This is a genomic window from Caulobacter sp. GW821-FHT12F03 (assembly GCF_058806855.1).
Window position 1 is genome coordinate 227253 of the sequence record NZ_JBXAQC010000004.1, and the last position, 18046, is coordinate 245298.

Consider the following 18046-nt stretch of genomic DNA (forward strand, 5'->3'; position numbering starts at 1 on the left):
TTCAAACCGTTGACCGGCCGGATTCCAGCTAACGCCGTAGCCCCGAAATGGGGCGCGGCGCCTATGCCGGCGAACGCCGCCCTGTCAGTGAACGCCCACCGGGGGGCGGAATTTGGCGCGAGCGACAACCAATCGAGGCGTGCGCAGCCTTGAACACCTGATGACGGCGCAGTCGTCGTCCCGCGTCCTCAACCTGATACGCGCCGCGCAGCGGGCCGAGCAGTCCGGCGCCCCGCTGTCCCCGACGCTGTTCCAGAGCCAGGTGTTGAACCGGAGCTTCATCGTCAAGCACCGGCTGCGTCAGGGCGAGCTCGACGCCTTCGACGACGAACGGGTGACCGCGACCAAGATCATCTTTCCGATCGACCCCGGAAACCTGGGACTGGGCGGGAAGTTCGTCTTCATCGGCCAGCGCGGGTTCGAGCCGATGCTGGCCGACGTCGTGGGCATTCGCACCTTCAGCGGCTCGCGCGATGTCCAGCTGCTGCGCGAACTGGACCGCATTCCCTCGTTCGACCCGTTCATGTTCAGCGAGTGGATGACGCGCATCGGGCGGACCGTCGATCCGCGCTACTTCGACCTGATGCCCAGCCTGATCAGCGGCATGGAAGGCTTCGTCCTCGAGGAGATCAACCTGCTGGTCTCGATGTCGCTGTCGGGGGCGGCCGACAACAAGGCGGTGCTGCGCCTCGCCCGCAAGATGCTGGCGAGCAACTACGACGAGGACCTGACGCCGCTGCAGACCACCCTGCGCCTGTCGCGGGAGGACTTCCAGGACGGCATGTTCGGCTGGAAGGGTCTGCTCTATTACAAGTGGCTGTCGCGGCGGAACGGCGCAGAGCTGCCGTCGATGCTCAAGGGCCTGACCGCCATCCGCCCGCGCACCCACTTCAGCGCCGAACAATCGGAGACGGCGGCGTCGATGATCCGCCAGATCGCGGCCGCCGTGTCCGGCTACCACCAGTCGATCCAGGCCCACATCGCGCTGTACGACGGCTCCTACAACAAGCTGACCCGGCAACAGGACCCGGCCGGCTTTCGCGAATTCCTGATGCGCGCCCCCCGCCTGTTCATCGAGATGGGCGACCTGGTCAGCATGCTCGAACACACCACGGGGTTCTGGGCCTTCCGGTCGAAGCAGATCAGCCCGCAGCGGTTCATGGGCGAGGACTATCTCGAACTTCTGGGCGACCTGCGCGACGGACTCGGAGTGGGAACCGAGTCCGGCATCCTGCACAGCCAGGGCTAGATTCGCCGGTCCACGCCAAAATCCGTACCCGGCCGGCGAATAAGGGCTCCTCCCACCGCCTCGGGTGAGAAGTGGCTAACCATTATGGCATAGGGCTCGGGTCATGACGCCTGGCATAAAGAAGCAGTTCTCGACCGGACGGGCCGCGGGCAGCCTGGAAAGCCTGATGGCCGCGCGGTCGTCCTCGCGGATTCTCAATCTCGTTCAGGCGCACAGGATCGCCGAGCGGTCGGGCGCCCCGATGGATCCGCCGCTGTTCCAGAGCCCCGCCCTGGCGCGCTGTTTCATCATCAAGCACCGCCTGCGGCCCGAGGAACGGCTGAACTTCCCGGGCTTCCGGCCGACGGCGACCAAGGTCATCATCCCGATGGACCCGAGCAACCTGGCGCTGGGCGGCAAGTCGGTGTTCGTCACCGAGGGCTGGTTCAGCCAGCTGATGACCGACGCCACCGGCGTCCCGGACTTCCTGAACTCGCCAGACGGCGAGCTGATGCGCGAGTTCGACCAGATCCCGTCGTTCGATCCGTTCCTGATGCGGGAATGGCTGAGCCGGATCGGCCGGACCGCCGATTCCCGCTATTTCGATCTGACCCCGTCGGTCATCGAGGGGATGGAAGCCTTCGTGCTGGAAGAGATCAGCCTGCTGGTCTCCATGGCCCTCTCGGGCGTGCCGGCCAACGCCGCGGTGCTGCGGCTGGCGCGCAAGATGCTGTCGAGCCAGTACGACGACGACCTGCGGCCGCTGCAACAGGTGCTGCGCATGTCGCAGGAGGACTTCCGGGACGGCATGTTCGGCTGGAAGGGCCTGCTCTATTACAAGTGGCTGTTCAGGAAGGTCGACGGCAAGGTGCCGGGCCTGATCCGCGGCCTGACCGAAATCCGGCCCAAGCGCCATATCTCGCGCGACCAGATCGACGAGGCCAACGGCATGATCCGGTCGATCTCCTCGGCGGTCGGCGCCTGCGCCCGGTCGGTGCAGGTCAGCCTGCTGGCCTATGACAACGCCTATCGCGGCCTGACCCAGACCCAGGACCCCGTCGGCTTCCGCAACTTCCTGCTGCGGGCGCCGCAGATGTTCATCGACCTGGGCGAGGCCGTGGGCCTGCTCGAGCATTCGGTCGAATTCTGGGACTACCGCTCGCGGATGATCGAGCCGCGCCGCTTCACCGGCGACGACTATCTGTCGCTCGTCGCCGAGCTGAAGGACGGCCTCGGCGCCTGACCTGGCGCCGCTGTGCCGGTGTGAGACACGCCGGCGTTCCTTTCCGTGCCAACCCGGGTTCCCGATCCGGAACCGGGCCGCCCGTCGCCCCGACGCCACGGCGCGCGACGCGCCTCGTCCTGAACGCTCCCGCGCCGACGATTCGCCCCAGTGGGGAATCGCCGGAGCCCGACTCGCCCGCAGGCCATCGTCAGCGCCCGATCGTGATTTACGAAAGAATAACGGGCGATTTCAAACGTTTACGCGGGTTAATACTACTGAATTCCTAAACGATCTGGCACAGGCGTTGCTGATGTTCTCCTGCCGAATGACCGGCGAAATGGAGAACTCAAATGAAGAAAATCGTGTATTTCGCCGCCGCCGCGGCTCTCTTTGTTTCCGGCGCCGCCCAGGCTGCTGAAAGCAACGTGTCGACCAGCCAGAACAACAGCGCCAACATCAAGTCGACGCTCAACGCGACTGTCGAGCATGTTCAGGACGCCGTGTCGCTGACTTCGGCGGCCATCGGCAATACCCTGACCGTCGACGGCGGCCAGGCCGGCTACGTCAGCAACAACCAGTTCTTCCGCGGCGACGCCGTGGCCCAGCTGAACGGCACGCTGAGCGACATCGACGGCACGGTCGAGGCGACCGCCGCCGCGATCGCCAACAGCGCCACGATCAACGTCAAGTACGCCGGCTCGATCAACAGCACCCAGACCGCCAACTACGACCCGACCGCGACCCTCAACGCCAAGATCACCGGCGTGGGCGACGACGTCAGCGCGACCGCCGCGGCGATCAGCAACTCGCTGACCATCAACGGCGACTTCGGCTACGCCGGCTCCTACCAGGGCAACGGCGCGGCCGTGGCGTCCGCGGCCAACCTGTCGGTCAGCAACGTCTCGGGCGTCGTCTCGGCCACCTCGGCGGCCATCGGCAACACCCTGACCGTCAAGGGCTTCTAGGACTCTACCCCGGGGGCGCCCGCCATCACCCCGGCGGGCGCCCTCCCCTCCACCGTCAGGATTCCGACCATGACCCGCGCCCTTCTCGTCGCCGCCTTCGTCACCGCCACGGCCGCCTCCCCGGCTCTTGGCCAGTCCGCGCCGCGCGCGCTGCCGACCGCGTCGTCGATGGGCGGCGGCGTGACGGGGACCATGAACGGCCAGCCGACCGACTTCTCCCTGCGCGACGCCAGCGGCAACCTGGTGATCGTCAACGGCGTGCTGCGGCCGGCCGGCTCGACGGCCCAGACCGGCGGCATCGCCGACAGCCCCCTGCCCACGGCCGGCGGCATGACCGCCACCGCCGTCGCCAACCAGCTGATCGTGCTGGCGACCGGCTCCTGGAACACGATCATCGTCGATTCGGTGCAGACCAACACCGGCGACGTCACCGCCACGGCCGGCGCCGCCGGCCAGAAGGATCACTGATGACCCGCGCCCTCGTCCGCACGCTCGCGACCCTTCTCGCCGCCGCCGGCCTGACCGCCTGCGCCACCACGCCGCCCAAGGTCGACACCGCCGGCTACTATGCGCGACCGATCGGCTCGGCGCCCGCGACGGCCAACGCCACGCCCTATTCCAACGGCCTCGTCTGCCTGGCCCAGGCCGCGCGCAACGCCGGCCGGCGCTCGCCGATCATCGCGGTGGGCCGCATCGCCGACTACACCGGCAAGCAGGAGGACGGCCTGGCCGGCCCGCGCCTGACCCAGGGCGGCTCGCTGATGGCCATCACGGCGCTGGCCAAGGCCGGCGCGGAGATGGTCGAGCGCGTGGACACCTCGGTGCCCGAGCTGGAGCTGCGCTACGCCAACAACAAGCTGCTGTCCGACACCGGCCAGCCGACGGGCGGCTATCGCCCGATCCTGGCCGGCCAGTACGCCGGGTCCGACTATGTCATCGCCGGCGGCATCACCGAGCTGAACTACAACATCCGGTCCGGCAGCGTCGAAGCCTCGGTCGGCGGCTCGAGCACGACCTCGGCCAAGGGTGTGGTCAGCGGCAAGACCTATGTGATGAACATCGGCATCGACCTGCGCCTGATCGACACCCGCACCATGCGCATCGTCGATGTGATCAGCTACCAGAAGCAGATCATCGGCCGCGAGGTCGGCGGCGGCGCGTTCAGCTTCCTCGGCTCGAACATCATCGACATCTCCGCCGGCCGTGGCGAGATGGAGCCGCTGCAACTGGGCGTGCGCACCCTCATCGAGCGGGCTTCGCTGGAGTTCATGGCCAACCTCTACGCCGTGCCGGTCCAGACCTGCCTGCCGGCCAACGACCCGGTGGCGCTGTAATCGGACTGGAGGCGCGGCCCGGGCGGGTCTAGGCTCGGGCGTCCGAAACGGAGACCGACATCGATGCTGCTCGTCCGGCTTGTCCTGCGCACCCTGTTCGGCATGGCCGGGCTGTGGCTGGCGCAGAAGTTCGTCCCCGGCGTCCATTTCGCCGACACCCAGAGCCTGGTGATCGCCGCCCTGGTGCTGGGCGTGGTCAACGCCATCGTGCGGCCGGTGGTGATCTTCTTCACCCTGCCCCTGACCCTGGTGACGCTGGGCCTGTTCCTGCTGGTGGTGAACGCCGGGATGATCGCCCTGACCGCCTGGCTGATGGACGGCTTCACCGTCGCCGGCTTCTGGCCCGCCCTGTTCGCGGCCATCGTCGTCGGCGTGACCAGCTGGTTCGGCCACATGCTGATCGGGCCAAGGGAAGAGGGACAGTAGGGTTGCACCTACGACAGCTAGGCTAGCTTGCTCTTTTCGCCATTCTCTTTCGAAGATCCGCTTCTCCAAACGTGAAAACGTACGCGAAGAGAGATCGCTGCATCGCCGAAAGGGGGATCAGTTTGTCTGACGAAACGCCTCTGGCACTACATTCATCATTTTGCGCCCGAAGATCGATCAATCGCCGCTCCGTTGGCTCTCTTATTTCTAGCCGAATTCTAGCCGCCGCCGCGCGTCGCAAATTTTCATCTGTGGCGGGCCATTCAGCGACCATGGCCGCCAATTCCGAGAATTCCTTGCACAGCTCATCATGCAATCGAGCCTTCTGGGAAAAGCGGAATACAAGATCTAGTGTGGCTGCAATTGCAACAATGCCCGTGAGAACTTGCGCTAACCCTAGGCTCCCTTGTTTTGGAAGAAGAACTAGGAAGGCGCTAGCACCTGTAATTGCTTGAGCTGCTAGAACCCAATCGCTCGTGCGCTGATAAAATTCTCGCATGAATGCGTGATATCGGCGCGATTTTCCGATGCCGAAGGCCGCTTCGTAGAAGCCATCATCATCCCAAGTGGCGGTCACTTCTTCGTCGGGCGCTCGGGCTTTACCCAATCGGTGGTTTTCTGAACCTGCCCGCCTTGATTAAAGTTGCCTCTTTCCTCTTTTCGCGGAGGAGGCGGTTGGGGCGGTTGGGGCGAAGCTGGCTTCTTTTCGGACATAGATAATCTCCCTTTGGATGAGCAGAAGCGATTCTCGACCATAAAGTCAACAAAACCCCCGGCCGTTTCCGACCGGGGGTTCATTTCGCTCAGCGTTCGTTTGACGTGGACTAGAAGTCCATGTCGCCCATGCCGCCCATGCCGCCGCCCGGCATGCCGCCGGCGCCGCCGGCCGAGGCCTTCTTCGGGGCTTCGACGATGGCCGCTTCGGTGGTGATCAGCAGGCCGGCGACCGAGGCCGCGTCCTGCAGCGCCGTGCGGACGACCTTGGCGGGGTCGATGACGCCCATCTTCACCAGGTCGCCGTAGACTTCCGTCTGGGCGTTGAAGCCGAAGGCGGCGTCCGTGCTTTCCAGCACCTTGCCGACGACGATCGAGCCTTCAACGCCGGCGTTTTCGGCGATCTGACGGATCGGGGCCTGCAGGGCGCGGCGCACGATGGCGATACCCGCGGTCTGGTCGGCGTTGTCGCCGGTCATGCCGTCGAGGATCTTCGAGGCCTTGAGCAGCGCGATGCCGCCGCCGGGGACGATGCCTTCTTCCACGGCCGCGCGGGTCGCGTTGAGGGCGTCGTCGACGCGGTCCTTCTTTTCCTTCACTTCGACTTCCGTCACGCCGCCGACGCGGACCACGGCAACGCCGCCGGCCAGCTTGGCCAGGCGTTCCTGCAGCTTTTCCTTGTCGTAGTCGGACGTGGTGTCTTCGATCTGGCGCTTGATCTGCGCGATGCGGGCTTCAATGCCGTCCTTGTCGCCAGCGCCGTCGACGATCGTGGTGTCGTCCTTGGTGATGGTGACCTTCTTGGCCTTGCCGAGCATGTCGAGGGTGACGTTCTCGAGCTTGATGCCCAGGTCTTCGCTGATCACCTGACCGCCGGTCAGGATGGCGAGGTCTTCCAGCATCGCCTTGCGGCGATCGCCGAAGCCCGGCGCCTTGACCGCCGCGACCCGCAGGCCGCCGCGCAGCTTGTTGACCACCAGGGTGGCCAGGGCTTCGCCTTCGATGTCCTCGGCGATGATCAGCAGGGGACGACCCGACTGCACCACGGCTTCCAGCACCGGCAGCAGCGGCTGCAGGCCCGAGAGCTTCTTTTCGAACAGCAGGATGAGCGGCTCTTCGAGCTGCACTTCCATCTTCTCGGCGTTGGTCACGAAGTAGGGCGACAGGTAGCCGCGGTCGAACTGCATGCCTTCGACGACGTCGAGTTCGGTTTCGGCGGTCTTGGCTTCTTCAACCGTGATGACGCCTTCGTTGCCGACCTTTTCCATGGCCCGGGCGATCATCTCGCCGACTTCGGCGTCGCCGTTGGCCGAGATGGTGCCGACCTGGGCGATCTCGCTGTTGGCCGAGACCTTCTTGGAGGTCGACTTGATCTCCTCGACGACCTTGATCACGGCCTTGTCGATGCCGCGCTTCAGATCCATCGGGTTCATGCCGGCCGCGACCGACTTCAGGCCTTCGACCACGATGGCCTGGGCCAGAACGGTGGCGGTCGTCGTGCCGTCGCCGGCCTTGTCGTTGGTCTTGGAGGCGACTTCGCGGATCAGCTGGGCGCCGAGGTTCTCGAAACGATCAGACAGTTCGATTTCCTTGGCGACCGAGACGCCGTCCTTGGTCGAGCGCGGGGCGCCGAAGGACTTTTCGATCACGACATTGCGGCCCTTGGGGCCGAGGGTCACCTTCACCGCGTTGGCGAGGATGTTGACGCCGCGCAGCATGCGATCGCGCGCGTCGGAAGAGAAATAGACGTCTTTGGCGGCCATTTCGGAGCTCTCTTTCTATCAGTTGGGGGAGGAAGCGCAGGCGGTGGGAGAAGGTTACTTCTCGACCACGCCCAGAACGTCGCTTTCCTTCATGATCAGCAGGTCTTCGCCGTCCACCTTCACTTCGGTGCCGGACCACTTGCCGAACAGGATGCGGTCGCCGGGCTTCACGTCGAGGGCGTGAACCTTGCCCGCGTCGTCGCGGGCGCCGGGCCCGACGGCGATGACTTCGCCTTCCTGGGGCTTTTCCTTGACCGTGTCGGGGATGATGATCCCGCCCTTGGTCTTCTGTTCTTCCTCGACGCGCTTCACAAGGACGCGGTCGCCAAGAGGACGAAACTTCATCGGGTCGTCTCCGTGTGCGTAATACTGGGTTTGAATGGTCTTCGCCGACCATCGGGGGCGCTGCTGTTAGCAGTCACGAACCCCGAGTGCCAACGACGCTGCGCAGTTAGGGTCGGAGGCTCCGGGAGTCAAGGGAACGGGGGCCGATTGAGCCTCTCCCGGCGGCGGTTTTAAACGCGTAGGATCGGGCCACGGCGAAGGAGTTCATCATGCTCGATCATGTCGGCGCGACCGTCAGCGACCTGGCCCGGTCCCGCGCCTTCTACGACGCGGCCCTGGCGCCGCTGGGCATCGCGGTGATCATGGAGGTCACCCCGGAGCAGACCGGCGGCAGCGGCCACCTGGGCTACGGCTCCGGCGGACGGCCCTGGTTCTGGATCGGCAACGCGGGCGCCCCGACCGCCAGCCTGCACGTCGCCCTCGCGGCGCCCGACCGCAAGGCGGTCGACGCCTTCTACGCGGCGGCGATGGCGGCCGGCGGACGCGACAACGGCGCGCCGGGACTGCGGCCTCACTATCACCCCAACTATTACGGAGCCTTCGTGCTCGACCCCGACGGCCTCAACATCGAAGCCGTCTGCCACGCGCCGGAGTGACGCCTTGATTCCCTATGTCCTGGCCGTGTTCGCCTGCTGTCTCGCCGGGGGTCTGGGTGGATTCGCCCTGGCCCGGCCGCATGAGGCGCTGCAGCTGCGCGGCCTCACGGCGCTGGAAGCCGCGCCCGGCGGCCTGGCCATGGCGCGTGGCTTCGGGGCGATGATGCTGCTGGCCCATGCCGGCACGGCCAGCCTGCTCGGCTACTATCCCAGCCTGGGCGCGACGATGGCGCTGGCCCTGTCGCTGCTGTGGGCGGGCTCGGCGATCGGCCGCGTCGCCTCCAGCGTCATCGACAGGCAGACCGACCCGCGCGGCGTGCAGCTGGTCGTGCTCGAGGTGCTCATGGGCCTGACCCTGTCCCTGCCCTTCTGGGAAAGCCGTCAGCTGACGGACGGGCCGGTGTTCAACATCTAGGCTGATTTCCCTCCCCTTCATGGGGAGAGTGGCGCTGCGAAGCAGAGCCGGGTGGGGTTGCGGCGCGCTGCCCCGATCTTTCCGGCACGGCTCGATCGACTGCCACCCTGACGGCTTCGCCGTTTGTCCCTCCCCATGAAGGGGAGGGAGAGGCTGAGATGACGAAATCGTAACGTGACGGCAATGCACTTTGCTTTATAAAGTTCATTGTCTCAACAAGAGGAGCGACCCCGATGAAACGAACTGTCCTGAGCCTGACGGCGCTGATGATCGGCGCGGGCCTGGCGAGCGCGGCCATGGCCGCGGACGTGACCGTCAACCTGACGGGCGTTCAGCCCAAGGGCGGCCGCGTGCTGGTGTCCCTGCAGACCGCCGCCGAGTTCATGAAGCCCGAGGGCCACTACGGCTCGATCGCCGCCGGCGACGTCACGGGCGACGAAACCGTCGTCGTGCACAACGTGCCGGCCGGCGAGTACGCGGTGATGGTGCTGCACGACGCCGACAGCGACCTGAAGATGGCCCGCGAGAGCGACGGCAAGCCGAAGGAAGGCTGGGGCATGAGCGGCCAGTGGACGCGCGGCCACCGTCCGACCTTCAGCGAAGTGAAGATCACCGTGCCCGACGCCGGGACGGCGGTGACGGTGCCGATGGTTTACCCCTGAGCCAGGCGCCCTGGGGACATGCGCCTCGGCGCGTGTCCCTGTTCGCAGAAGCGGCAGGCGGCTCGGGGACATGCACTTCAGTGCGTGTCCCCGAAGGCCTGAAGCGGCAGGGGGACGCGTTCCTGCGGCTCATGCCCCTCCCGTGTTACCGGGAATTAAGCGGCGGGGACCGTCGCGTTGTGGTGTTTTCCGGCGGATCAATCGCTGGAGGGCTGTCCATGCGTCCGTCGTTTACCGCCGCTCTTTTCTGTTCCCTGACCCTGGCCGGGTCGGCCCTGGCGCAGACCGCGCCGTCGCCGGCGTCCGTCCGGACCTTTCCCCACGCGCCGCTGCACATCTATCCGCTCGACAGCACGCGAGGCGTCCAGAGCCTGCTGCTGCCCAACGCCGCCGTGGTCAACACCGGCGGCGCGCCGATCACGGTCGATTCCCTGCTGTTCGAGGTGATGCGCGGCGGCGAGGTCATGGAGACCCGCACGCTGCACGCCGCCGATCTGGAGCGCTCGGCCAGGGGCGGGGCCGGCGTGCAGGCCTCCGGCATGATGGGTCAGCTCGGCTTCCTGTTCGGCGATGTCCTGGGCGCGCCCGGCGCGAAGCTGGCCGCCAGTCCGGCTCTTGGCGCCGGCGAGGGCCTGCTGGTGACGAACCAGATGTTCGCCTGGACCGGCGCGCGCGACAGCCTGCGCATCACCGCGCGCGCCGCCGATGGAACGGTGCTGGGCCAGTCGACGGTCGCCATCGACAGCGCCCCGCCGCAGCCGCGCTATCTCTTTCCGCTGACCGGCCGGCTCTACGTCCAGGCTGGACCCAGCCCGCACACCCATCACCGCTGGGCCCCGCCCGAGGCGTTCGCCTATGACATCGTCAGACTGGCGGACGGCGGCTCGACCCACAGCGGCGACGGCATGAAATTCACCGACTACGCCGTGTACGGCGCGAGCATTCGGGCCGCCGCAGACGGCGAGGTGGTCGCCGTGGTTTCCGACCAGGTCGAGGATCCGGCCCAGTTCCGCCGCCCCGGCGAAACGACCGAGGCCTACTTCGGACGCATCCAGGCCTGGCAGGCCGAGGGCATGGCCAGGGGCGGGTCGTTCCTGGCCGGCAACTACGTCGTCATTCGCCATCCGTGGGGTGAGTACAGCGTCTACGTTCACATGAAGCCGGGCTCGGCGCGGGTGAAGCCGGGCCAGACGGTCAAGGCCGGCGCGGTGATCGGCCAGGTGGGGAGCTCCGGCTCCTCGACCGAGCCGCACCTGCATTTCCAGGTCTGCGACAGCCCCGGCCCGCTGGACTGCGCGGGCCTTCCGGTCGCCTTCACCGGCGCGGAGGTCCCGTTCGCCCTGCTGCCCGGCGCGATCCAGAGCGGCGATATCGTCGAGGCAAAATAGGCGCGGGGACATGTCCCGAAGGTACGTGTCCCCCAATCAAGCCGACGCGGGTTTGCAGGGGACACGAAAAACCCCGCCGGCGTTTCCACCGGCGGGGCTGATCAGGTCGGGGGCAGGCGATTCAGTGCGTGTCCCCGTCGGCTTGAAGCGGCAGGGGACACGCACCGAAGGCGGTATATGTCCCCGTGTCCGCTAGCGGATGCCGGCGACTTCCAGCGAACGATCGCGTTCGTTCTTCTGCTGCATCTTCAGATCGCCGTACTTGCCGAATTCATCGCGGGCGATGGTGCGGCAGTGGACTTCGTCCGGGCCGTCGGCCAGGCGCAGGGTGCGCTGGCCGGCGTACATCTTGGCCAGACCAAAGTCGGTGGTCACGCCGGCGCCGCCGTGGGCCTGGATGGCGTCGTCGATGATCTTCAGGGCGATGCGGGGCGCCGCCACCTTGATCATGGCGATCTCCAGACGGGCCGACTTGTTGCCGGCCTTGTCCATCATGTCGGCCGCCTTGAGGCAGAGCAGGCGGCACATCTCGATGTCGATGCGGGCCTCGGCGACGCGCTGTTCCCAGACCGAGTGGTCGCTGAGGTACTTGCCGAACGCCTTGCGGCTCATCAGCCGCTTGCACATCTTCTCGAGCGCCATTTCCGCGGTGCCGATGGTGCGCATGCAGTGGTGGATACGGCCCGGGCCGAGGCGGCCCTGGGCGATCTCGAAGCCGCGACCCTCGCCGAGCAGCAGGGCGTCCTCGACCTTGACGCGGACGTTCTTCAGCAGGACCTCGGCGTGGCCGTGCGGGGCGTCATCGTAGCCGAACACCGGCAGCATGCGGACGATCTCGATGCCCGGCGCGTCGAGCGGCACAAGCACCTGCGACTGCTGCTGGTGGCGGCTGGGGTTGTCCGGGTCGGTCTTGCCCATGACGATGGCCACCTTGCAGCGGGGATCGCCCACGCCCGAGGACCACCACTTGCGGCCGTTGATGACGTACTCGTCGCCCTCGCGGCGGATCTCGGTCTCGATGTTGGTGGCGTCGGAACTGGCGACGTCCGGCTCGGTCATCAGGAAGGCCGAACGGATCTCGCCGTTCATCAGCGGCCGCAGCCACTTTTCCTTTTGCTCCAGCGTGCCGTAACGCATCAGCACTTCCATGTTGCCGGTGTCCGGCGCGGAGCAGTTGAACACCTCGGACGCGAAGCCGATCTTGCCCATCTGCTCGGCGATCATGCTGTATTCGAGGTTGGTCAGCTGGATGCCTTCGAACTGGAAGGTGTCATCGACATGCACCTGGCCGCTGTGCGGCGGCATGAAGAAGTTCCACAGGCCGGCGGCCTTGGCCTTTTCCTTCAGCTCCTCGACGACCTGGACGACCTTCCAGCGCGCGTCGCCGATCACGTTCATTTCCTCGTTGTAGCGCGGCACGGCGGGCGCGATGTGCTCGTCCATGAACGCGACCACGCGGTCGAGGAACTGGCGCTGCTTGGGGGAGATATCGAAGTCCATGGATCGGCCCTGCCCTTTTCAAACGGTTGTTTGACCGGAAGGTATCACCGAGCTCGCGTGGAGGGCAAGCGACCTCGCGAGACTCTTCCGCGCGCATTGTGAGGTGATGCACTTGTGAATTGATCTCGTCGCGCGCGAGTGAATTCATGGCCCGGCGTCAGTCCGACGCAAGGGAGGACCCTGGGATGCGCCTGCTGAAAATCGCCGCCGCGGCGGCCACGCTGTTCGCCGCCTCGACCACATCGCCCGCCGTGGCCGTGGCCGACACGCCCTACTGCGAGTGCCTGCTCCGCTGCAGCCACCTCTACACCCCGGGAACCTGGTCGTATCAGCTCTGCGTGACGAACTGCGAGACCGACTATGGCCCGGGCATCTGCTCTGACTGACGGACCGCCGGCCTAGACGTCGCCGGTGTCGGGCGCGGCCGTCAGGTCGGCCGCGTCATACCGGTAGTCCAGCAACTCCCCCGGCGTGCACTCCAGCACCGCGCAGAGTTTAGACAGGGTGTCGAACCGCATGCCCCGCACCTTGCCGGTGCGCAGCAGGCTGAGCTGGGTCTCGGATAGTCCGATGCGCTGGGCCAGATCGCGCGCCTTCATCTTGCGGCGGGCCAGCATGATGTCGAGGGTGACGATGACCGGCACGCTCAGATGATCTCGTTAAGTTCTGCCTGCAGCCGGCCCGCCTGGGCCATCATCTTGCCGAGGATCAGGATCGCCCCGCCGATCACGGCGATGACCCAGGTCTCGGACTCCAGCCGGATACCGCCGAACCCGTATTCGCCGTCGAGCCAGCTCTTGATCCAGGGCACGATCACCGAACTGGCGGCGGCGCCCCAAAGCAGGGACGAACCGACCTCGGCGAGTCCCTCTGAATTGGCGCGCGAGAACAGGTCGCCCCTGGCGACGCGGCCGAAGATCCTCGCCGCCGCGAACACGCCGCCGATATAGATCAGCGCCGGAAGGACATCGACCAGCCGGTAGAGGACGGGCCGCAGGGCCTCGCCCAGCCCGCGCGTGTCGCCCAGGCGGATGGCCTCACCGATCGGTCCGATCAGGGTCAGCAACTTCAGCAACACCAGGAACTGTACCGACAGGACCGCCACCGCGATCCAGGCGATGACTTCGAAGGTCTTGGCCTGGTCAACCAGGCGCGCGTTCGTGGACATGGTTCATTCCCCCGGAAATGATCGGGCGAGGCCCGCTTCGATTCCTCTTCACCGCCGCCCGAAATCTGTCTCTCACAGCGACTATTTTATATAAGACATAAATTTTCCGGCGCGCCACACAAATTTTCCGCGGGCGGTTTGCAATCGCCCGGCGGTTGGGCAAGCTGGTCGGCATGAACCTGAAAGCCAAAGTCCTCAAGGGCCGCCATGTGCGGCTGGAACCGATCACCGCCGACCTGCGCGACGAGATGCGCGGGGCCATCGACTGCGATCCCGAGGCCTGGGAGATCATGTCGACCAACGGCTGCGGCGAGGGCTTCACCGACTGGTGGGGCGCGCTGCAGGGCGAGACCGAGCGCGGCGAGCGGATCGGCTACGCCATCCGCCGGCTGTCCGACAAACGGGTGGTCGGCACCTCGAGCTTCCTGAACATCCGGCGAATCCACAAGGGCGTCGAGATCGGCGCGACCTTCCTGCATCCGGATGTCCGGTCAGGCCCGGTCAATCCGGAGTCCAAGCGTCTGATGCTGGCCCAGGCGTTCGACGCCGGGGCGATCCGCGTGGAGTTCATGATCGACGAGCGCAACGCCCGCAGCGAGGCGGCCGTGCTGAAGCTCGGCGCGACCAAGGAAGGCACGCTGCGCAACCACAAGATCACCTGGACCGGCCACGTCCGCGACACGGCGGTGCTGTCCATCTGCGACTACGACTGGCCGGCGGTGAAGGAACGGCTCGACTTCCGCCTCGACCTGACCTTCGCCAGCTAGGGCAGGCGCCGGTAGCGCCAGTCCATGCCCTCGACCGCGCCGTCGATCATTCCCTCGATCCGGGCGCAAAGGTCCTTGCCGCATCGGCGATAGATGACCCGCTGCGGGAAGTCGTGATCCAGGTTCTCGAACACCGCCTCGCCGGGCGCGCCAGGCTTCAGCACAAACGGCGTCGGCGACTGACCGGCGAACATCGCCGTGAAGACGACGCCGGTCGGCCCGTCGGTGATGGTGTTGAACTCGGTGCTCACCGGCTTGCCCGGGCGATGCGTCTGGGACAGCCCGGCCATCGCGCCCTGATGCGGCGGCAGCCAGACCTCCCGCACCGTCTGACCCGGCGTTTCCTGGATCCATGCGCCGGACATCCAGGCGAGGTCGGCGACAGCGGCAGTCTCACCCGCGAGCACGGGCGTCGCGGTCAGAAGCAGGACGATGAGCGCAAGACGTTTCACGGCGGAGGCTCCCAGGCCAGGCGCACAACCTGCCCCAGGTTCGCGCCGGCGTCACTTCCCCCGCCGCGCCCGGAAGAATCCACGCAGCAGGTCGGCGCTCTCGTCGGCCAGCACCCCGCCCGTAACCTCCGGCCGCCAGTGGCAGGTCGGCTGTTCGAAGAAGCGCGGGCCGTGGATCACCGCCCCGCCCTTGGGATCGTCGGCGCCGAACACCACCCGGCCGAGGCGGGCGTGGCTGATGGCCCCGGCGCACATCGCGCAGGGCTCCAGCGTCACCACCAGCGTCAGGCCGGTCAGCCGGTAGTTGCCGAGCGCGGCGGCGGCCAGTCGCATCGCGGCGATCTCGGCATGGGCGGTGGGATCGTGGGCGCCGATCGGACCGTTGCCGGCCCGGGCGATGACCGCGCCCGTCGCCGGATCGAGGATTGCCGCGCCGACGGGCGTCTCGCCGCGCGCGGCCGCGTCCCGGGCCTCGTCCAGGGCGATCCGCATGGCGTCGATGTCGCTGAGGGCGCTCACGTGGCGGGAACCGTCATTCCGTGCTTAAAGGGGCCGGTATCGCCGGGAGGCGACACAGCCTTCTAATGGAGCCGGTCCCATGACTGCAGAAGATTCTTCCCAACAGAACGACCGCGTCGCCAAGGTCCTCGCCCGGGCCGGGGTCGCCTCGCGCCGCGAGGTCGAGCGGCTGATCGGCGAAGGCCGGGTGGCGATCAACGGCGAGACCCTGACCACGCCGGGCGTGAAGGTCGAGCCGGGCGACATCGTCACGGTCGACGGCGAGGTGGTCGGCGGGGCCGAGCCCACCCGCCTGTTCCGCTATCACAAGCCGGTCGGGCTGCTGACCAGCCACAACGATCCGGCAGGCCGCCCGACGGTGTTCGAGACCCTGCCCGACGGCCTGCCGCGGGTCATCTCGATCGGCCGGCTGGACATCAACTCCGAGGGCCTGCTGCTGCTGACCAACGACGGGGCGTTGTCGCGGGCGCTGGAGCTGCCGTCGAGCGGCTGGGTCCGCCGCTATCGCGCCCGGGCCTTCGGCTACACGACCCAGGAGAAGCTCGACAAACTGAAGGACGGCATCATCGTCGAGGGCGTGAAGTACGGCGCCATCGACGCCCACCTCGACAAGGCCACCGGCGACCGCGATGGCGCGCGAAACGTCTGGATCACCGTCACCCTGACCGAAGGCAAGAACCGCGAAGTGCGCCGCGTGCTGGAAGCCATCGGGCTGAAGGTCAACCGGCTGCTGCGCCTGAGCTATGGGCCGTTCTCACTCGGCACGCTCGCGCCGGGCGAGGTCGAGGAAGTCGGCCCCCGCGTGATCCGCGAGCTGCTGGTTGATTTCGTCCCCGCCGCCAACATGCCGACCGGCAACGCCGTGCAGTTCAAGCCGGCCCTGTCCGCCGGCCGTCGCAGCGGCGCCGAGGACGGCGTCGGCGGCGCGGCCCCGGCGGCCAGGCCGCACCGCAACGTGCTGCGCCCCGGCCAGGAGTCGGGGGAAGCGCGCGGCGAGCGGCAGCCCAAGAAGCCCGGCTGGGCCAAGGCCAGGCCGAAGAAGCCCGGCGGCCTGCGCACACCGAAGAAGGCCGCGCCGGCCGGCAAGGCGAAGGCCCACTGGTCGGAGACGCCGAAGGGCGCCCGGCCGACGGGGGCCGCGCGGCCGGAGCGGACGGCGCGACCGGAGGAGCCCGCAAGGCCCCGGACGTTCGCCAAACCTTCGGGCGGCAAACCCTCAGGCGCGCCGAAGCCGGCGGGTCCGCGCGGTCTGCGTCCGGCGACGGGGCCGAAAGGCCCACGCTCCGGCGGTCCGGGGAAGCGGAAATAGCACCCCGATCCGCCCGTCCCGGCCTTCGCCCGGATGACCGGCGTTATTTCGCCCGTTCCTGCTCGCTCCGCTGCGTTTCCAGCCGCAGGGCCAGGGTCCGCGTGCGGCGGAACAACGTCCAGACCGTCCCCAGGGTGATCACCGTGAGTCCGATCATCAGCACCTGGCCATGGCCGTTCCACAGCGGCTCGACCGCCGAGACCAGGCAGGTGACCGTCAGGGCGAACATCCGGTGCGGCTTGGCCATCGGGCCGGCGAAGTCGGCGGGGAAGCCGAGGCCCCGGCCGAGTTCGCGGACATAGGCCGTCAGCACCGCCAGCAGGGCGGCCGTCCAGCCCAGCCAGGAGCCGGCCGTCAGGCCCATGCCCCAGGCGGCGTAACCCGCGCCGACGAGGAACAGCGCATCGGCGATCCGGTCGGGCAGCTCGTTCCAGATCGGCCCGGCGCTGGAGCCGAGGCCATGCTCCACCGCCACCATGCCGTCGAGCATGTTGGCCAGCAGCCGCAGCTGCACGCAGACCGCCGCCCCGACCAGCATCGCCGCGCGCAGGCCGCCGTGTTCCTCCAGGCCGCTGATCAGCAACAGGGCCGCGCCGATCACGGCGAAGACGATCGAGAACAGCGAGATGATGTCCGGGCTGATCCTCGCCTTGCCCAGCCGGGCGGCCAGCGCCCCGGCCCAGGCTTTCGAGCGGGTCTTCAGCGGTCGGCGGTTTTCGGGGGTCTCGGTCATGCGGCGCTCCGTCGGGCCCGGACGAGGCCTGCGTTGTAGATGAAGGCGTAGAGCGTCGAGACGCTCCACGGGAAGGCGATGGTGGCGACCAGTTCCGGCGTGCCGATCAGGCGGTGGACCAGGACCAGCAGCGCCAGGATCGACCCGGCGGTGATCGTCGGCGGAACGACGAAGGCCAGCGGGCCGGCGATCTTGCCGTCCAGCGCCTCGAGGGTCTTCTTCAGCGCGCCGGTCAGGGCGCCCGACAGGACCCCCTGCGCCAGGGCGGGCAGCCAGGCGGCCGCGAGGCCGTGACCGCGATTGGCGAACAACGCCCAGCCGCCCATCAGCAGGAAGCCGAAGGCGACATGGACCAGGCTCGATTTCATCAACCTCTGCATGCACGAAGCCTTGACCGGATCGCTGCGCGCGGCAAGGTCCCTGCTGTTGCGTGGTGCGTGGTTCGACACGCGCCTTCGGCGCTGCTCACCATGACGTGCAGAGAGCTAAGTCATCCTGAGCAGGCCCGAAGGGCCGTGTCGAAGGACGCAAGGTGCT

General features: G+C 67.3%; 23 protein-coding genes. 13 read left to right on the forward strand and 10 right to left on the reverse strand.

Translation table 11 applies throughout. The features are described from left to right. Positions 1-160: 160 nt before the first annotated feature. From AC1RN0_RS12365 to AC1RN0_RS12390, 6 genes are all read left to right on the forward strand, one after another. Positions 161-1249, forward strand: a complete 1089-nt coding sequence (locus AC1RN0_RS12365) for a hypothetical protein (RefSeq protein ID WP_492787740.1) — start codon at positions 161-163, stop codon at positions 1247-1249. 103 nt (positions 1250-1352) lie between these two features. After that, positions 1353-2471 (forward strand): hypothetical protein, encoded by a 1119-nt coding sequence (locus AC1RN0_RS12370; RefSeq protein WP_492787741.1) that lies wholly within the window; start codon positions 1353-1355, stop codon positions 2469-2471. Positions 2472-2803: 332 nt separating this feature from the next. Further along, positions 2804-3418, forward strand: coding sequence for a hypothetical protein (locus AC1RN0_RS12375; RefSeq protein WP_492787742.1), 615 nt, complete (start codon positions 2804-2806; stop codon positions 3416-3418). A gap of 69 nt (positions 3419-3487) precedes the next feature. Continuing rightward, the gene (gene hfaA / locus AC1RN0_RS12380; RefSeq protein ID WP_492787743.1) at positions 3488-3886 is read left to right on the forward strand and encodes a holdfast anchoring protein HfaA; all 399 of its coding nucleotides are present in this window, start codon (positions 3488-3490) and stop codon (positions 3884-3886) included. Beyond that, positions 3886-4752, forward strand: a complete 867-nt coding sequence (gene hfaB / locus AC1RN0_RS12385; protein ID WP_492787744.1) for a holdfast anchoring protein HfaB — start codon at positions 3886-3888, stop codon at positions 4750-4752. Before hfaA ends, hfaB begins: the two co-directional genes overlap by 1 nt. Positions 4753-4815: 63 nt before the next feature. Beyond that, on the forward strand, positions 4816-5178 hold the full coding sequence (locus AC1RN0_RS12390) for a phage holin family protein (RefSeq protein ID WP_492787745.1): 363 nt from the start codon (positions 4816-4818) through the stop codon (positions 5176-5178). Between the two features lie 22 nt (positions 5179-5200). Here AC1RN0_RS12390 and AC1RN0_RS12395 read toward each other — a convergent pair whose 3' ends face one another. The 3 genes from AC1RN0_RS12395 to groES all read right to left on the reverse strand — a co-directional run bounded on the left by AC1RN0_RS12395 (position 5201) and on the right by groES (position 8000). After that, positions 5201-5785, reverse strand: coding sequence for a hypothetical protein (locus tag AC1RN0_RS12395; protein ID WP_492787746.1), 585 nt, complete (start codon positions 5783-5785; stop codon positions 5201-5203). 217 nt (positions 5786-6002) lie between these two features. Further along, positions 6003-7655 (reverse strand): chaperonin GroEL, encoded by a 1653-nt coding sequence (gene groL, locus AC1RN0_RS12400; protein WP_492787747.1) that lies wholly within the window; start codon positions 7653-7655, stop codon positions 6003-6005. A gap of 54 nt (positions 7656-7709) precedes the next feature. After that, entirely contained in the window at positions 7710-8000 is a 291-nt protein-coding gene (groES, locus tag AC1RN0_RS12405; protein ID WP_492787748.1) for a co-chaperone GroES, read from the reverse strand. A gap of 209 nt (positions 8001-8209) precedes the next feature. Here groES and AC1RN0_RS12410 point away from each other — a divergent pair, with 209 nt between their 5' ends. From AC1RN0_RS12410 to AC1RN0_RS12425, 4 genes are all read left to right on the forward strand, one after another. Further along, entirely contained in the window at positions 8210-8596 is a 387-nt protein-coding gene (locus AC1RN0_RS12410; RefSeq protein WP_492787749.1) for a VOC family protein, read from the forward strand. A 4-nt stretch (positions 8597-8600) separates the two neighbouring features. Further along, positions 8601-9011, forward strand: a complete 411-nt coding sequence (locus tag AC1RN0_RS12415; protein ID WP_492787750.1) for a DUF4345 family protein — start codon at positions 8601-8603, stop codon at positions 9009-9011. A 233-nt stretch (positions 9012-9244) separates the two neighbouring features. Further along, entirely contained in the window at positions 9245-9673 is a 429-nt protein-coding gene (locus AC1RN0_RS12420; RefSeq protein ID WP_492787751.1) for a DUF2141 domain-containing protein, read from the forward strand. A 218-nt stretch (positions 9674-9891) separates the two neighbouring features. Next, entirely contained in the window at positions 9892-11061 is a 1170-nt protein-coding gene (locus tag AC1RN0_RS12425) for a M23 family metallopeptidase (RefSeq protein ID WP_492787752.1), read from the forward strand. 192 nt (positions 11062-11253) lie between these two features. Here AC1RN0_RS12425 and AC1RN0_RS12430 read toward each other — a convergent pair whose 3' ends face one another. After that, positions 11254-12561: an acyl-CoA dehydrogenase family protein gene (locus AC1RN0_RS12430; RefSeq protein WP_492787753.1), complete on the reverse strand. Its 1308-nt coding sequence runs from the start codon at positions 12559-12561 to the stop codon at positions 11254-11256. 185 nt (positions 12562-12746) lie between these two features. Between AC1RN0_RS12430 and AC1RN0_RS12435 the strand changes: the two genes are divergently transcribed. After that, entirely contained in the window at positions 12747-12947 is a 201-nt protein-coding gene (locus AC1RN0_RS12435; protein WP_492787754.1) for a hypothetical protein, read from the forward strand. 12 nt (positions 12948-12959) lie between these two features. Here AC1RN0_RS12435 and AC1RN0_RS12440 read toward each other — a convergent pair whose 3' ends face one another. Beyond that, positions 12960-13205, reverse strand: coding sequence for a helix-turn-helix domain-containing protein (locus tag AC1RN0_RS12440; protein WP_492787755.1), 246 nt, complete (start codon positions 13203-13205; stop codon positions 12960-12962). Positions 13206-13207: 2 nt separating this feature from the next. Further along, positions 13208-13729 (reverse strand): DUF2975 domain-containing protein, encoded by a 522-nt coding sequence (locus AC1RN0_RS12445; protein WP_492787756.1) that lies wholly within the window; start codon positions 13727-13729, stop codon positions 13208-13210. Positions 13730-13902: 173 nt separating this feature from the next. Here AC1RN0_RS12445 and AC1RN0_RS12450 point away from each other — a divergent pair, with 173 nt between their 5' ends. Beyond that, complete coding sequence (locus tag AC1RN0_RS12450; RefSeq protein ID WP_492787757.1) at positions 13903-14496, forward strand: GNAT family N-acetyltransferase; 594 nt, start codon at positions 13903-13905, stop codon at positions 14494-14496. On the opposite strand, the gene AC1RN0_RS12455 is transcribed toward AC1RN0_RS12450, so the two are convergent. Together AC1RN0_RS12455 and AC1RN0_RS12460 are read right to left on the reverse strand one after the other, a co-directional pair. Continuing rightward, entirely contained in the window at positions 14493-14948 is a 456-nt protein-coding gene (locus AC1RN0_RS12455; RefSeq protein ID WP_492787758.1) for a DUF6265 family protein, read from the reverse strand. The two genes, AC1RN0_RS12450 and AC1RN0_RS12455, sit on opposite strands and share 4 nt — an antisense overlap. Before the next feature lie 51 nt (positions 14949-14999). Next, entirely contained in the window at positions 15000-15440 is a 441-nt protein-coding gene (locus AC1RN0_RS12460) for a nucleoside deaminase (protein ID WP_492787817.1), read from the reverse strand. A 106-nt stretch (positions 15441-15546) separates the two neighbouring features. Here AC1RN0_RS12460 and AC1RN0_RS12465 point away from each other — a divergent pair, with 106 nt between their 5' ends. Next, positions 15547-16776 (forward strand): pseudouridine synthase, encoded by a 1230-nt coding sequence (locus AC1RN0_RS12465; RefSeq protein WP_492787759.1) that lies wholly within the window; start codon positions 15547-15549, stop codon positions 16774-16776. Between the two features lie 43 nt (positions 16777-16819). On the opposite strand, the gene AC1RN0_RS12470 is transcribed toward AC1RN0_RS12465, so the two are convergent. Continuing rightward, the gene (locus AC1RN0_RS12470) at positions 16820-17509 is read right to left on the reverse strand and encodes a CDP-alcohol phosphatidyltransferase family protein (protein WP_492787760.1); all 690 of its coding nucleotides are present in this window, start codon (positions 17507-17509) and stop codon (positions 16820-16822) included. Continuing rightward, on the reverse strand, positions 17506-17877 hold the full coding sequence (locus tag AC1RN0_RS12475; protein WP_492787761.1) for a hypothetical protein: 372 nt from the start codon (positions 17875-17877) through the stop codon (positions 17506-17508). The genes AC1RN0_RS12470 and AC1RN0_RS12475 overlap by 4 nt, the downstream gene beginning before the upstream one ends. Between the last annotated feature and the right edge of the window lie 169 nt (positions 17878-18046).

Excerpts from the sequence above, each read along its gene's own strand:
- AC1RN0_RS12450 (WP_492787757.1), top strand. The coding sequence starts at position 13,903 with ATGAACCTGAAAGCCAAAGTCCTCAAGGGCCGCCATGTGCGGCTGGAA.
- AC1RN0_RS12365 (WP_492787740.1), top strand. The coding sequence starts at position 161 with ATGACGGCGCAGTCGTCGTCCCGCGTCCTCAACCTGATACGCGCCGCG.
- AC1RN0_RS12475 (WP_492787761.1), bottom strand. The coding sequence starts at position 17,877 with ATGAAATCGAGCCTGGTCCATGTCGCCTTCGGCTTCCTGCTGATGGGC.
- AC1RN0_RS12370 (WP_492787741.1), top strand. The coding sequence starts at position 1,353 with ATGACGCCTGGCATAAAGAAGCAGTTCTCGACCGGACGGGCCGCGGGC.
- AC1RN0_RS12375 (WP_492787742.1), top strand. The coding sequence starts at position 2,804 with ATGAAGAAAATCGTGTATTTCGCCGCCGCCGCGGCTCTCTTTGTTTCC.
- AC1RN0_RS12410 (WP_492787749.1), top strand. The coding sequence starts at position 8,210 with ATGCTCGATCATGTCGGCGCGACCGTCAGCGACCTGGCCCGGTCCCGC.
- AC1RN0_RS12420 (WP_492787751.1), top strand. The coding sequence starts at position 9,245 with ATGAAACGAACTGTCCTGAGCCTGACGGCGCTGATGATCGGCGCGGGC.
- hfaA (WP_492787743.1), top strand. The coding sequence starts at position 3,488 with ATGACCCGCGCCCTTCTCGTCGCCGCCTTCGTCACCGCCACGGCCGCC.
- AC1RN0_RS12430 (WP_492787753.1), bottom strand. The coding sequence starts at position 12,561 with ATGGACTTCGATATCTCCCCCAAGCAGCGCCAGTTCCTCGACCGCGTG.
- AC1RN0_RS12470 (WP_492787760.1), bottom strand. The coding sequence starts at position 17,509 with ATGACCGAGACCCCCGAAAACCGCCGACCGCTGAAGACCCGCTCGAAA.
- hfaB (WP_492787744.1), top strand. The coding sequence starts at position 3,886 with ATGACCCGCGCCCTCGTCCGCACGCTCGCGACCCTTCTCGCCGCCGCC.
- AC1RN0_RS12460 (WP_492787817.1), bottom strand. The coding sequence starts at position 15,440 with ATGCGGATCGCCCTGGACGAGGCCCGGGACGCGGCCGCGCGCGGCGAG.
- groES (WP_492787748.1), bottom strand. The coding sequence starts at position 8,000 with ATGAAGTTTCGTCCTCTTGGCGACCGCGTCCTTGTGAAGCGCGTCGAG.
- groL (WP_492787747.1), bottom strand. The coding sequence starts at position 7,655 with ATGGCCGCCAAAGACGTCTATTTCTCTTCCGACGCGCGCGATCGCATG.
- AC1RN0_RS12425 (WP_492787752.1), top strand. The coding sequence starts at position 9,892 with ATGCGTCCGTCGTTTACCGCCGCTCTTTTCTGTTCCCTGACCCTGGCC.
- AC1RN0_RS12390 (WP_492787745.1), top strand. The coding sequence starts at position 4,816 with ATGCTGCTCGTCCGGCTTGTCCTGCGCACCCTGTTCGGCATGGCCGGG.
- AC1RN0_RS12465 (WP_492787759.1), top strand. The coding sequence starts at position 15,547 with ATGACTGCAGAAGATTCTTCCCAACAGAACGACCGCGTCGCCAAGGTC.
- AC1RN0_RS12435 (WP_492787754.1), top strand. The coding sequence starts at position 12,747 with ATGCGCCTGCTGAAAATCGCCGCCGCGGCGGCCACGCTGTTCGCCGCC.
- AC1RN0_RS12445 (WP_492787756.1), bottom strand. The coding sequence starts at position 13,729 with ATGTCCACGAACGCGCGCCTGGTTGACCAGGCCAAGACCTTCGAAGTC.